Origin of the sequence: Ciceribacter ferrooxidans (genome assembly GCF_004137355.1) — a bacterium.
GTDB classification, from domain to species: Bacteria; Pseudomonadota; Alphaproteobacteria; order Rhizobiales; family Rhizobiaceae; genus Allorhizobium; species Allorhizobium ferrooxidans.
In genome coordinates this window covers 54,228-66,404 of record NZ_SDVB01000311.1, presented here as the reverse complement: position 1 = coordinate 66,404, position 12,177 = coordinate 54,228, and the positions used below count along the sequence as shown (strand labels likewise).

The 12,177-nt window shown below is 61.9% G+C and carries 14 protein-coding genes; 9 read left to right on the top strand and 5 right to left on the bottom strand.

Going from position 1 to position 12,177, the window contains the following annotated elements:
- Positions 1-100: 100 nt before the first annotated feature.
- Complete coding sequence (locus EUU22_RS20495; protein ID WP_129333841.1) at positions 101-382, bottom strand: BolA family protein; 282 nt, start codon at positions 380-382, stop codon at positions 101-103.
- A 108-nt stretch (positions 383-490) separates the two neighbouring features.
- Here EUU22_RS20495 and EUU22_RS20490 point away from each other — a divergent pair, with 108 nt between their 5' ends.
- The 4 genes from EUU22_RS20490 (at position 491) to EUU22_RS20475 (ending at position 5,095) form a co-directional block, all read left to right on the top strand.
- Complete coding sequence (locus tag EUU22_RS20490) at positions 491-1,117, top strand: J domain-containing protein (protein ID WP_129333840.1); 627 nt, start codon at positions 491-493, stop codon at positions 1,115-1,117.
- A 65-nt stretch (positions 1,118-1,182) separates the two neighbouring features.
- Complete coding sequence (gene cobS / locus EUU22_RS20485; RefSeq protein WP_129333839.1) at positions 1,183-2,175, top strand: cobaltochelatase subunit CobS; 993 nt, start codon at positions 1,183-1,185, stop codon at positions 2,173-2,175.
- A 15-nt stretch (positions 2,176-2,190) separates the two neighbouring features.
- Positions 2,191-4,089 (top strand): cobaltochelatase subunit CobT, encoded by a 1,899-nt coding sequence (cobT, locus tag EUU22_RS20480; RefSeq protein ID WP_129333838.1) that lies wholly within the window; start codon positions 2,191-2,193, stop codon positions 4,087-4,089.
- 52 nt (positions 4,090-4,141) lie between these two features.
- Positions 4,142-5,095 carry an esterase-like activity of phytase family protein gene (locus tag EUU22_RS20475; RefSeq protein ID WP_165351248.1) on the top strand — a complete coding sequence of 318 codons (954 nt, stop codon included), beginning with the start codon at positions 4,142-4,144 and terminating at the stop codon, positions 5,093-5,095.
- A gap of 52 nt (positions 5,096-5,147) precedes the next feature.
- Here the strand turns inward: EUU22_RS20475 and EUU22_RS20470 are convergent, their stop codons facing one another.
- On the bottom strand, positions 5,148-5,783 hold the full coding sequence (locus tag EUU22_RS20470) for a queuosine precursor transporter (RefSeq protein WP_129333836.1): 636 nt from the start codon (positions 5,781-5,783) through the stop codon (positions 5,148-5,150).
- Between the two features lie 109 nt (positions 5,784-5,892).
- The gene (gene rpmB, locus EUU22_RS20465; RefSeq protein WP_129334129.1) at positions 5,893-6,183 is read right to left on the bottom strand and encodes a 50S ribosomal protein L28; all 291 of its coding nucleotides are present in this window, start codon (positions 6,181-6,183) and stop codon (positions 5,893-5,895) included.
- A gap of 241 nt (positions 6,184-6,424) precedes the next feature.
- On the opposite strand from rpmB, the gene EUU22_RS20460 reads away from it, so the two are divergent.
- Together EUU22_RS20460 and EUU22_RS20455 are read left to right on the top strand one after the other, a co-directional pair.
- Positions 6,425-7,201 carry a DUF3108 domain-containing protein gene (locus EUU22_RS20460; RefSeq protein ID WP_129333835.1) on the top strand — a complete coding sequence of 259 codons (777 nt, stop codon included), beginning with the start codon at positions 6,425-6,427 and terminating at the stop codon, positions 7,199-7,201.
- Between the two features lie 146 nt (positions 7,202-7,347).
- Positions 7,348-8,004, top strand: a complete 657-nt coding sequence (locus EUU22_RS20455; RefSeq protein ID WP_129333834.1) for a lysoplasmalogenase family protein — start codon at positions 7,348-7,350, stop codon at positions 8,002-8,004.
- Here the strand turns inward: EUU22_RS20455 and EUU22_RS20450 are convergent.
- Both EUU22_RS20450 and gloB read right to left on the bottom strand, forming a co-directional pair.
- Positions 8,001-8,426 (bottom strand): cupin domain-containing protein, encoded by a 426-nt coding sequence (locus EUU22_RS20450; protein ID WP_129333833.1) that lies wholly within the window; start codon positions 8,424-8,426, stop codon positions 8,001-8,003. The two genes, EUU22_RS20455 and EUU22_RS20450, sit on opposite strands and share 4 nt — an antisense overlap.
- Positions 8,426-9,196 carry a hydroxyacylglutathione hydrolase gene (gene gloB / locus EUU22_RS20445; protein WP_129333832.1) on the bottom strand — a complete coding sequence of 257 codons (771 nt, stop codon included), beginning with the start codon at positions 9,194-9,196 and terminating at the stop codon, positions 8,426-8,428. The genes EUU22_RS20450 and gloB overlap by 1 nt, the downstream gene beginning before the upstream one ends.
- Positions 9,197-9,279: 83 nt before the next feature.
- Between gloB and EUU22_RS20440 the strand changes: the two genes are divergently transcribed.
- The 3 genes from EUU22_RS20440 (at position 9,280) to EUU22_RS20430 (ending at position 12,177) form a co-directional block, all read left to right on the top strand.
- A complete protein-coding gene (locus EUU22_RS20440; protein WP_129333831.1) occupies positions 9,280-10,029 on the top strand; it encodes a class I SAM-dependent methyltransferase in 750 nt (249 codons plus the stop codon).
- A gap of 121 nt (positions 10,030-10,150) precedes the next feature.
- On the top strand, positions 10,151-11,248 hold the full coding sequence (gene hisC / locus EUU22_RS20435) for a histidinol-phosphate transaminase (RefSeq protein ID WP_245485194.1): 1,098 nt from the start codon (positions 10,151-10,153) through the stop codon (positions 11,246-11,248).
- Positions 11,245-12,177, top strand: coding sequence for a prephenate/arogenate dehydrogenase family protein (locus EUU22_RS20430; RefSeq protein WP_129333830.1), 933 nt, complete (start codon positions 11,245-11,247; stop codon positions 12,175-12,177). Before hisC ends, EUU22_RS20430 begins: the two co-directional genes overlap by 4 nt.

Sequence of the window (12,177 nt, the reverse complement as noted above, 5' to 3'; positions counted from 1 at the left end):
TTGCACTGCTCCAGTGCGTTCGTCCCGCTCTCAACCAGGGCGGCGAAATGACGCTGATCCGCGGACGAGTGTCGCGGATCGAAGTCGCTGCGTCTGCGTTCTACCAGCGTGTCTCTTCGCCGGGAGCGGCAGCCTCGATAGCAAGGGCGTGGAGGCCAGCGTCGAACTCCGCCGTCAAGAGGTCGGTGATGGCCCTGTGGCGGGTGACACGGCTCATCCCGGAGAACGCGTCGGCCACGATACGGATGCGCATATGCGTCTCGCCGGATCCCGTCATGCCGGGCTGATGTCCGGCATGCTGCATGCTTTCGTCGAGCACCAGCAGGCGCTCGGGGTGAAAGGCGTCGACGAGCTTGGCTTCGATTGTTGAGCGGACCGACATTAAGGCTATCTCCGACTTTGCTGCGAGAGCGAAAAGCCCCCACAAAGCCAAGAACATTCTGATTTGTCAATTCTTGCCGCAAGGCAAGCGGGACCCCATAATTCGATGATGAACCTCGACTCAAAATACTTCGATCGCATCCGCACCCGTCGCAAGAAGGAGCAGGATGCCGGTCCTGCCACGCCGACGTGCCAGTGGGACGGCTGCGACAAGGCTGGAGTCCATCGCGCGCCGGTCGGTCGCAATGCCGAGGGGCAGTTCTTCCTGTTCTGCTTCGAGCACGTGAAGGAATACAACAAGGGATACAACTACTTTTCCGGCCTGTCGGACGGCGAGATCGCCCGCTATCAGAAGGAGGCGATTACCGGTCATCGTCCGACCTGGACGGTCGGCGTCAACAAGGCGGCGCGGAATAGTCCACTGCATTCGACGTTGCGTTCCGGTACGGCCGGAACGCATTCGCGGATCAAGGACCCCTTTGGTTTTGTCGGACAGTCCCGCGGCGCGGGTGCACGCTTCCAGCCGCAGGCCCGAAAACTCAAGAGCCTGGAAGCCAAGGCGCTCGACACGCTCGGCCTTCCGGGGAACTCGTCTGCGAGCGAGATCAAGAGCCGCTACAAGGAGCTTGTGAAAAAGCATCACCCGGATGCAAATGGCGGCGATAGGGGTTCGGAAGACCGTTTTCGCGCTGTTATCCAGGCGTATCAACTGCTAAAGCAGTCTGGCTTCTGTTAGTCGAAAACGCTACGAAATACGCATTCTATATGCAGCCGGTCGTCGCCGCCCGGCATGGAGAGACGATGAGCAAAATTGACCTTGACGTGTCCAATCTTCCCGACACGACCATTTCGGTCCGGGAGGTATTCGGAATTGACAGTGACATCCGTGTCCCGGCCTACAGCACCGGCGACGCCTATGTGCCGGATCTCGATCCCGACTACCTCTTCGACCGCGAAACCACGCTCGCGATTCTCGCCGGTTTTGCCCATAACCGGCGCGTCATGGTGTCGGGCTTCCACGGGACGGGCAAGTCGACGCATATCGAGCAGGTTGCGGCGCGTCTCAACTGGCCCTGCGTTCGCGTGAACCTCGACAGCCACGTCAGCCGTATCGACCTGGTCGGCAAGGACGCGATCGTTCTGAAGGACGGCAAGCAGATTACCGAGTTCAAGGACGGTATCCTTCCCTGGGCCTACCAGCACAACGTCGCTCTGGTGTTCGACGAATACGATGCCGGTCGTCCGGACGTGATGTTCGTGATCCAGCGCGTTCTGGAATCCTCCGGCCGCCTGACGCTCCTCGACCAGAGCCGGGTCATCCGCCCGCATCCCGCCTTCCGCCTGTTTGCTACGGCCAATACCGTCGGCCTCGGTGACACGACGGGCCTCTACCACGGCACGCAGCAGATCAACCAGGCACAGATGGACCGCTGGTCGATCGTGACCACGCTCAACTACCTGCCGCACGAGAAGGAAGTCGACATCGTGCTCGCCAAGGTGAAGAGCTTCGCCTCGACAGAGGCGGGCCGCGAGACCGTATCGCGCATGGTGCGGCTTGCCGATCTTACCCGATCGGCGTTCATGAACGGTGATCTCTCGACGGTCATGAGCCCGCGCACGGTGATCACCTGGGCAGAGAATGCGGAAATCTTCGGCGATGTCGCGTTCGCCTTCCGCGTCACGTTCCTCAACAAGTGCGACGAACTCGAGCGCAACCTGGTCGCGGAACAGTACCAGCGCGCCTTCGGGGTCGAATTGAAGGAGAGTGCCGCGAACATCGTTCTCGGTGCGTAAGGAAGCATTCTGACGATGGCAGGGCCGGGCGACAATATCAGGGCAAAGTCAGGTTCGGCGGCGGATACGGAACCGCTGCGACGGGCGATCACCGGGTGTGTCCGCTCGGTGGCCGGCAACGGTGAAGTCGAGGTGGTCTTCGCCAACGAACGCCCGGGCCTCGCGGGCGAACGCGTGCGTTTGCCCGAACTCTCCAAGCGCCCCACAGCGCACGAGCTCGCCGTGACGCGCGGGCTCGGCGACTCCATGGCCCTCAGGCTCGCCTGCCATGACCAGAAGGTCCATTCGGCCATGGCGCCCCAGGGAGTCGATGCCCGTGCGGTCTTCGACGCCGTGGAGCAGGCTCGCGTTGAATCGATCGGCGCCTTGCGGATGCGCGGCATGGCCGCGAACCTCCAGACGATGAACGCCGAGAAGTATGCCAAGGCGAACTTCTCCGGGATCAGTCGGCAGGAAGATGCCCCGCTCTCCGAAGCCATGGCGATGCTGGTGCGGGAAAAGCTGACGGGTGAGAAGCCGCCGGAAAGTGCGGGCAAGGTTCTCGATCTCTGGCGGCCCTTCATCGAGGAGAAGGCCTCGAGCGAGTTCGAAGGGCTGAGCGACGCCATCAATGACCAGCAGGCATTTGCAAGGGTCATGCGCCATATCCTGAGCGCGATGGAAATGGCCGAGGACTTCGGCGACGAGTCCGAGGAAAGCGAACAGGAAGACACGACCGACGAGGATCAGCCGCGCAGCAACGAGGAAAATCAGGAAAGCGCCGAAGAAGAAGCCGGCCAGGACTCTGCACCCGCGGAGGAGAGCGAAGCCTCCCAGGAGCAGATGGACGAAGGCGAGATGGATGGCGCCGAGATCTCGGAAGACGAGATGATGGACGAGGGCGAGGATGATTCCGAAACGCCCGGCGAGATGCGTCGTCCGGCGAGCCCCTTCGACGATTTCAACGAGAAAGTCGACTACCGGATCTATACGACGGAGTTCGACGAGATCGTCACCGCCGAGGAGCTTTGCGACGAGGCGGAACTCGACCGGCTACGGGCTTTCCTCGACAAGCAGCTCGCGCATCTGCAGGGTGCCGTCGGTCGTCTTGCGAACCGCCTGCAGCGCCGCCTCATGGCGCAGCAGAACCGTTCCTGGGACTTCGATCTCGAAGAAGGCTATCTCGACACCGCTCGCCTGCCGCGCATGGTGATCGACCCCATGCAGCCGCTTTCCTTCAAGATGGAGCGTGATACGCAGTTCCGCGACACGGTGGTGACGCTGGTCATCGACAATTCCGGTTCGATGCGCGGGCGTCCCATCACCGTGGCCGCGACCTGCGCCGATATCCTGGCGCGCACGCTCGAACGCTGCGGCGTCAAGGTCGAGATTCTCGGTTTCACGACCAAGGCCTGGAAAGGCGGGCAGTCTCGTGAGAAATGGCTCGCGAACGGCAAGCCGCCGACGCCGGGCCGCCTCAACGATCTTCGACACATCGTCTACAAGTCGGCCGATGCCCCCTGGCGCCGTTCGCGTCGCAATTTGGGCCTGATGATGCGCGAAGGCCTGCTCAAGGAGAATATCGACGGCGAGGCACTGATGTGGGCGCATAGTCGTTTGCTCGGCCGCCGTGAGCAGCGAAAGATTCTCATGATGATTTCCGACGGCGCGCCGGTGGACGACTCCACGCTGTCGGTCAATCCGGGCAACTATCTGGAGCGGCATCTGCGTGCCGTCATCGACCAGATCGAAAGCCGTTCGCCCGTCGAGCTGTTGGCGATCGGCATCGGGCACGACGTGACCCGTTATTATAGTCGTGCGGTAACCATCGTTGACGCCGATGAACTGGCCGGCGCGATGACCGAGCAGCTCGCCGCGCTTTTCGAAGACAAATCCCGGGCGCCGCGGGGCGATCGCTTGCGCCGTGCGGGCTAAACCTTCAATTTTCGTGCAGATCGGTGCCGCCCTTTTCGTCGGGGCGGCTCTCATGGTGCATGACGGGGTCGCCGAGGAGCCCGAGCGCATCGCGGTCGCGAGCGCGCCGATCCACTTCTTCGACCGTGCGTCGCAAGCCACTCGTTTCGGCTCACTCGAATTTCTTGGTGGACTGGAGTTGTCCTCGGCTGAGATGGCATTCGGGGCGTGGTCCTCGATCCGCTTCCTGCCTGACGGGCGGCATTTCATCGGCGTTCTCGATACCGGTCACTGGCTGAGGGGCGAAATCCGGCGCGACGGCGAAGGGCGTCTGTCGGGTGTGGACGACGTGTGGCTCACGTCAATGCGGGACGTCGACGGCAGCTACAACCAGAACAAATGGTCGGTTGACGCGGAGAGCCTCGCGACCCGTGGAGACGAGGTGGTCGTGAGCTATGAGCAGCGCCACCGCGTCACCGTCTTCTCGCCGCTTTCCAAGTTCGAGACGGCACTGCCCGGCGAATCCTTGGCCCTGCCGTTCGCGACCGACGAGCTGCGCAACAATGGTGGATTGGAGACGTTGGCGTTGTCGCCGGTTGCAGGCCCTCTCGGAGGCGCTCTGGTGGCTGTGGCCGAGAAGAGCCGCAACCGGGATGAGTACCGCCTCGCCGGTATCCTCGACGGACCGTTGCGTGGCGCATTCCGCGTCAGAACGAGTGACGACTTCGACGTCACGGATGGGACTTTTCTTCCCGGTGGCGACCTGCTCCTGCTCCAGCGCCGCTTCAATCTCGCTGACGGCGTCGGAACGCGTATCGTGAGGATATCCGGCGACACATTGAGACCCGGTGCCATCGTCGAAGGCGACACGATCCTTGAAGCGGATCTCGGTTACCAGATCGACAACATGGAGGGGCTTGACGCTGTTCAGGCTGAGGATGGTTCCGTGCATCTCTTTATGGTGTCGGATGACAACCATTCGATCCTGCAGCGGACGCTGCTTCTGGAATTCCGTCTCGTCGAATGAAAAATAGCCGCACGGCATGAGCCGGCGGCCATCTCCTGATCGGGTTATCTCGTCAGACGCTCTTCAGGGGCGTTATCGGGCGGATCGTATTCATCAACGCTCCGTAGGGCAGCAACATGATGAGCCCCACCAGCATCTTGACGGCGAAATCGCCGATTGCCCACGAGATCCAGCGCGGGGCCTCCAGGGCGAAGACTCCGAGGATCGGTGCCGAGCCGATAGCGAAATCGTCATTCGGACCAATGAGGCTGAAAATCGCGGCAAAGGACAGGGAGAAGAAGATCACCGTATCCGTCACCGAGCCGAAGATCGAGCCAAAGAGTGGAGCCTTCCACCAGGTCATCCGGCGCAGCTTGTTGAAGACGGCGATATCCAGCAGCTGCCCGACCAAGTAAGCCGATCCGGACGCGATCGCGATGCGGGGCTGTGACGTGGCGAAGGAAAGTCCTACACCGACGAGAAAGCCGACGAAGACGACCTTGCGGGCAACCGCCGGGCCGAACTGGCGGTTCGTCAGATCGGTGACCAGAAACGCGACCGGGTAGGTAAATGCACCGTAGGTCAGAATGTCGCCGAGTTGGATACCTGCGAGCTCGCCGGAAAGGGGATACTGGACGAGGATGTTCGATGCGACCACGACGGCCGTCATCAACAGGCTGTAGATGAAGATATAGCGTGTCATCTGCATTTTTTTATCCTGGGTGATGCCACCAGTTAGAGGGACGGTTCTTTCAAAAGGAAAAGGCCTGGGCGGCGCAAGCCGCACAAGCCTTACGATCCTTCAGCCTCGAAGACGCTTACGCGGCTTCGGCGGTCTTCTTGACGATCTGGCGGCGCAGCAGGCGGGCGCGCATGCTCAGTTCCTTCTCGTCAGCCTTCAGAAGGAAGGCGTCGAGGCCACCGCGATGCTCGACCGAACGCAGGGCGGCGGCCGAAACGCGCAGGCGGAAACGCTGGCCGAGAGCGTCCGAGATCAGGGTGACGTCACACAGGTTCGGAAGGAACTTGCGCTTGGTCTTGTTGTTCGCGTGGCTCACGTTGTGGCCCGACTGGACGCCCTTGCCGGTCAATTCGCAACTGCGGGACATGATACACCTATTGTTCTTGGCCATCGGATCGGTGCCGGAAAACCGGTGCGCAATCCAACTAGGCATGATTGGAAAGTTGCGGTTCTATAGTCAGACTGGCCGCGCACGTCAAGCCTGACGGCGGAGATTCCCTCGATTGTACGCTCAGCATGCTATTTTCTTGCCATGTTCTGGTTCAAAGGTAGCCTGCGCGAAGGGACTTCTACCCTCGCAGCTCAGTTTAGGGGCCGGACCAAGCTACATGAAACGTTATCTCAGCGTCCTGACGGTTGCGTTCGCAGCGATGGCTTTCGCCGTACCCGCGGGAGCCGAGGGCGACATCCGATATGAGACCGAATACAACGTGTCGCTCGGCATCCTGCCGATCGCGCGTGCCTCGTTCGTGACGAAGGTTCTCAGCAGCGGTTATACCATTTCCGGCGATGTCAGATCGGCCGGAATCGTCGACGTCATTGCGAAAATCTCAGCACAGACCAGTGTTTCCGGAGTGCTGATGAAGGACCGGATGCAGGCTTCGCGCTATTCGCTCGTCTACAAGTCCAACAACAAGGTTCAGACGTATGACGTGCGTTACCGGAACGGAGACGTCGTCAAGGCCGAGATCAGGCCGACGCCGAAAAGGAAGCCGCGCAACTGGATCGACGTCACCGATCGCGATCTCAAGTCGGTGCTCGATCCGATCAGCGGCATGATCGTGCCTGACGGCCAGGATGTTTGCCGCAGGACACTACCGATCTTCGACGGCGAGAGCCGGATGGACCTCGTCCTGTCTCCAAAAGGAAGCTCGCGCTTTTCCGTCGGTGACGTCGAGGGGGAGGCGATCGTCTGCGCCATTCGCTATGTGCCGAAATCCGGATTCCGCAAAGGGCGCAAGGATATCGAGTACCTGCGTCAGGCGACCGATATGGAGATCTGGTTTGCCAAGACGGCGCTGCTCAAGGTATATGCTCCGGTCTACGCCCGCGTGCCGACCCGCATGGGGCCGCTCTATATCAGGGCCGTGAAGTTCGACGGCTGACATCATCGCGGGATCGCCAACGCCCGCAAAGGGGGAAGATGAGATCGAGGATGATGCGGATCCGGTTCATGGCCGCTCTCGTGTGTTCGCCCGTGCCATCCGTTGCTTCCATCGCGCCCGTTGCCGGTTGATCGGCGGGCAGAAGGATGGAAATCGCGTCTGCCGCTTGGCTGGGGTCGTCGGTTGCGCTCGGCCTGTTCTACACCGTCATTCTCGGTCGCCCGCCGAGCGTTCTCCGAACAGTCTTGAAGACACTGCCGGTAACGCTGCTCGCAGGATTTGCCTGGTCCGTCGAGGCACCCACGCTGCTGCTGGCGGCATTGCTCCTGAGCGCAACAGGCGACGCCTTTCTCGCGCACGATGGAGAAGGCGCATTCAGGAATGGTCTCGCGTCCTTCCTTGCAGCCCACTTCACATATGGGGCTCTCTTCGTTTCGATGGCGGCTCCGTCGGTCTCATCGGCCGAGGTCTGGAGAGTTGCCGCCGGAGCGGCGTCGGCGGCCGCGATGGCCATCATTCTGCCACTCCTGCGCAGGCACGCGGGGCAGCATCGCGTGGCGGTGTCCGTCTACGGCCTGGTTATCCTCGGGATGGCACTCCTCGCCTTGTTCGTTCAGGCGCCGACCGTCTTTCTCGGGGCGGCCGTCTTCATGAGTTCGGACGCCGTGCTCGCCCTGCGACGGTTCGTGCTCAAGCCGGACCATGCCATGAGCCGGGTTGCCTCCTACTATGTCTGGATCAGCTACTATGGTGCCCAGTGCATCCTGACCTTGGCGCTCGCAAGGTCCGCAGCGAGCCTCTAGTCCTGTCCCGGTGACCAGCCGGCCGGCGCCATTTCGAAGGCGGAGAAATCGAAGCCCGGAGCGACCGTGCAACCAACCAGGGTGTACTCCCCAAGGCTTTCGGCCGCCTGCCAGCAATTGGCGGGAATCACGGCCTGCGGCCGCTCACCCGTCAGCACGGCGGGACCGAGGCGGATCGTCTCGACGGTGACGCCATCGGCGGCATGATGAAGCGCCAGCGGAGCACCGGCGTAGTAGTGCCAAACCTCCGCGGCATCCCTGACGCGGTGCCAATGGGATCGTTGGCCGGCCGTCAGCAGATAGTAGATCGCGGTGGAATGGCCCCGGCCTACGTCAGCCGCGTCGCGAAAGGTTTCGGAATACCAGCCACCTTCCGGATGCCGCTGCATTCCGAGCGCCGCGACGATGTCTTCGGCACGCATCAGAAGTGGTCCTTGCGTCGGCGGATTTCCGCAAATACCTCCTCGTTGGTGCGGCCTTCCATCAGAAGGTTGCGACGGATAGCCGGGTCGGACGCCCGAAGGAACGGATTCGTCTCCTTCTCCAGTCCGATTGTCGTCGGAATCGTAAATTTGCCTTCCGCGCGCAGTGCCTCGATCTCGCCGGCACGTACTTTCAGCCGCTCGTTGTCAGGATCGATCGTCAGGGCAAAGCGGGCATTCGCCAGTGTGTATTCGTGGCCGAAGTAAACAGCCGTTTCGTCAGGCAGAGCCGCAAGCTTTTGCAGGGAGTGCCACATGTCGGCCGCCGGGCGTTCAAAGAGCCGGCCACAGCCGAGTGCAAAGAGGGTGTCTGCGGCGAACAGCAGCTTGCTGTCGGGAAAATGATAGCAGACGTGACCGGCCGTATGGCCGGGGGTCTCGATCACCTGAACGACATGGCCTCCGAGATCGAATGAATCTCCATCGCCCACCGCACGGTCGATGCCCGGGATTGCCACGGCTTCGTCGCGCGGACCGACGATGTCGCATTGATAGCGATCCTTGAGCGCGAGATTAGCCTCGACATGATCACCGTGGTGATGCGTCGTGAGAATGTGGGTGATATTCCAGCCTCGCCGATCGGCCATGGCGACGATCGGAGCGTATTCAGGGGCGTCGATCGATGCCGTGAGATTGCTCTCGTGACAGTGGAGAAGGACACCGAAGTTGTCGCTGCGGCAAAGAAAGATTTCGAGTTCCAAGGCCTTCATGGGATCCGTCCCTCTCTGCTTCGTCGCGCGGAATGTAGCGTCTTTGACCTTGAAGTCCAATCAGCCGCTGATATCAATTGCTCATGCACGTCGATATCGTCGATCTCCGTCAATTTTATCATTCGCGTCTCGGGCGAATGGCCGAGCACTCGATCGCAATGGCACTCGCGTCGCTCTGGAGCCGGCTGCCACAGGAGCGCCTCGTGGGCCTCGGCTACTGCGTTCCGTTTCTGGATCGCTTCCGGGCCGATACGGAACGGACCTTTGCCTTCATGCCGGCGGGACAAGGGGCGGTAAACTGGCCTGTCGGCGAACCGTCCGCCACCGCACTGGTCTTTGAAGAGGAGTTGCCGCTTCCGGACTCCTCCATCGATCGTGTGCTGATGGTGCACTCTCTCGAATTCGCCGAGGACCCGCGCGAGACCCTCAAGGAGATCTGGCGCGTGCTGGCCCCGGGCGGGAGGCTGGTGATCGTGGTGCCGAACCGTCGCGGGGTCTGGGCGCGGATGGAACATACCCCCTTCGGCTCCGGGCGGCCCTATTCACGTGGTCAGCTCACGACCTTGCTGAGAGAGACGAACTTCACCCCCGGAGCAAGTGCGGAGGCTCTGTTCTTCCCGCCGTCCAAGATCAGAGCCGTCCTGCGTCTGCGGCGGAATTTCGAGCGCGTAGGCCGTTTCATCTGGCCGGCCTTTTCCGGCGTCATCATCGTCGAAGCGCAGAAGCGGCTGTACCAGGGCCTTCCGGTGAAGGCGCGTGTTTCCCGCCGTGTCTTTGCTCCAGCCCTGGCGCCTCGCGGCGTGCCGACCGCCCGGCAACCCGCTGACGGATGACCCCTTCCGGCAGGCGCGGAACCCTCGACAAATGGCGGTTTCCGTTCTAATGGCTCTGAACCCGAAGACCGCGCCTCCGCCCGGTCGTTCTCACCTCACCAGCAGTTCGACGAGCAGCGACATGACCAAGCCTACGCCGCGCCCCGGAATCCTCGACATCGCCGCCTATGTGCCGGGCAAGGAACATGCTCCGGGCGTCGAGCGCGTGTTCAAGCTTTCGTCCAACGAGACGCCTCTCGGACCCAGCCCGAAGGCGATCGAAGCCTTCAAGCAGAGCGCCGGCCATCTCGAGCTTTATCCGGACGGACAGGCGACGGCCCTGCGCGAGGCGATTGCCGAGGTCCATGGCCTGAACATGGCGAACATTCTCTGCGGCAATGGTTCGGATGAGTTGCTCGGGCTTCTCTGCCATGTCTATCTCGGACCCGGCGACGAAGGCATCATCACAGAGCACGGTTTTCTCGTCTACAAGATCCAGATCATGGGCGCCGGCGCGACCCCGGTAGTCGTCAAGGAGCGGGATTGCACCGTCGACGTGGACGCCATCCTGGCTGCCGTCACCGAGAAGACGAAGATCGTCTTCATCGCCAATCCCGGCAATCCGACCGGAACCTACGTGCCGGTCAGCGAGATCCGCCGCCTTCAGGCCGGGCTGCCGGCTCATGTCATCCTCGTCCTCGACGCGGCTTATGCAGAGTACGTCCGCCGCAATGACTACGAGGCCGGCATTGAGCTGGTCTCGGGGAACCGCAACGTCGTCATGACCCGTACCTTTTCGAAGGTCTACGGTCTGGCCGCCTTGCGTATTGGATGGCTCTATGCCCCGGCGGAGATCGTCGACGCGATGAACCGCGTGCGCGGGCCCTTCAATCTGAATGCCCCGGCGATTGCCGCAGGCGCTGCTGCGATCAGAGATCAGGCGTTCGTGGAAACGGCTGTGACGCACAACCGGCTCTGGCTGGAGAAGGTGACGGACGCCCTTGCGGAGATCGGCCTCGACGTGACGCCTTCGGTCACCAATTTCGTGCTCATTCATTTCCCGGACGTCGACGGCAAGCGGGCGACAGAGGCAGATGCCTTCCTTACCAGCCGCGGCTACATCCTGCGCGCAGTCCGCGGATATGGTTTTGCCAATTCGCTCAGGATGACGATCGGTAGCGACGAAGCCAATCTCGGCGTGATCAACGCCCTGCGTGAGTTTATGGGGCGCTGCGGATGACGGACGTGCATTTCGAAAAGATCGCGCTTATCGGCATCGGCCTCATCGGTTCCTCTATCGCACGCGACGTGAAGGACCAGGGACTAGCCGGCGAGATCGTGATCTCGACACGTTCGGCGGATACGCTGAAGCGGGCCGAGGAACTGGAACTCGGCGACGGTTACACACTTTCCGCCGCCGAGGCGGTCGAGGGCGCTGACCTCGTGATCATCTCGGTTCCGGTCGGAGCGTCGGAGAGTGTCGCCAGGCAGATTGCGTCGCATCTGAAGCCCGGCGCGATTGTTACCGACGTCGGGTCGACGAAGGCGTCCGTCATCGCACAGATAGCACCCCATATGCCGCCGGGTATCCACTTCGTGCCCGGACACCCGATCGCCGGCACGGAGAAATCCGGCCCGGACGCCGGCTTCTGCGGCCTTTTCAAGGGGCGCTGGTGCATCCTGACACCACTGCCGGGGACCGATGCCGGAGCGCTCACGCGTCTCAGGGCTTTCTGGGAAGCGCTGGGGTCCAGGGTCGACGAGATGGACCCGCAGCACCACGACAAGGTTCTCGCGATCGTTTCCCATCTGCCGCACATTATCGCCTACAACATCGTCGGCACGGCGGATGACCTGGAGACCGTTACGGAATCGGAAGTGATCAAGTATTCCGCGTCGGGTTTCCGCGATTTTACCCGCCTTGCCGCATCCGATCCCACCATGTGGCGCGACGTCTGCCTGCATAACCGCGACGCCATCCTCGAAATGCTGGCGCGATTCTCGGAAGATCTCGCCTACCTGCAGCGCGCGATCCGCTGGGGAGAGGGCGACAAGCTCTTCGAGCTTTTCACCCGCACGCGGGCGATCCGTCGCTCGATCGTGGAGGCAGGTCAGGACGTCGATGCGCCTGACTTCGGCCGCCACGCCCTGGACGAAAAGAAAGGCTGA